Origin of the sequence: Enterococcus sp. 5H (genome assembly GCF_028128615.1) — a bacterium.
Lineage (GTDB): Bacteria > Bacillota > Bacilli > Lactobacillales > Enterococcaceae > Enterococcus_L.
In genome coordinates this window covers 1-622 of sequence record NZ_AMDP01000029.1, presented here as the reverse complement: position 1 = coordinate 622, position 622 = coordinate 1, and the positions used below count along the sequence as shown (strand labels likewise).

Sequence of the window (622 nt, the reverse complement as noted above, 5' to 3'; positions counted from 1 at the left end):
CCGTAGTTAGTGGTATTGTTACTGGTGTTTTTGGTTCTTCCACCGGCTTCTTCGTATTCTCCCAATCTAAAGTGATCTTTTGATTGTCCAAAACAGTTACGATCATTGAATGTGGTTGATTAGGGGATAATGTGAATCCATCAGGATACCCTACTTCTGAAAAGCGGTAGCGTCCTTCTTTCAACTTCAAATTTTCTGTCGTGACTCCTGTGGTAAATATAAAGTCTACATCTCTGGTATTTTCGGAAATGCCTTCTACATGAATTTCAGCCCCAGCGATATTGAACAGGGCGTTTAAATCCATGTCATCTTTTTTATTGAAATCAACTTCTCCTGTTTTCAACTCATTCCGGATTAAACCTAAGTCATAACTAGCGATTTCAACGGTAGAAACATCGTAATCTACGCTATATTCTACTGGTTCAAATTGACGGTAATTATCTGGTTCATTGATTTCATCAAAAATGTACCTATTCTGCGTACCATTGGTAAAAGGAACAACACTCTTTCCTTTTCCTTCTTCATCCGTTACCATAGTATCAAGGTATTCTCCAGCTGGTGTGACAACTGTCTCTTGGTCGGGTGCAGTTGTATCATTGCTGTTGGTATTAGTGAATTCCGC

At 39.1% G+C, this 622-nt stretch carries 1 pseudogene; it reads right to left on the bottom strand.

Annotated elements, in window-relative coordinates:
- Positions 1-622: pseudogene (locus C240_RS11285) on the bottom strand (hypothetical protein); the annotation flags it as partial.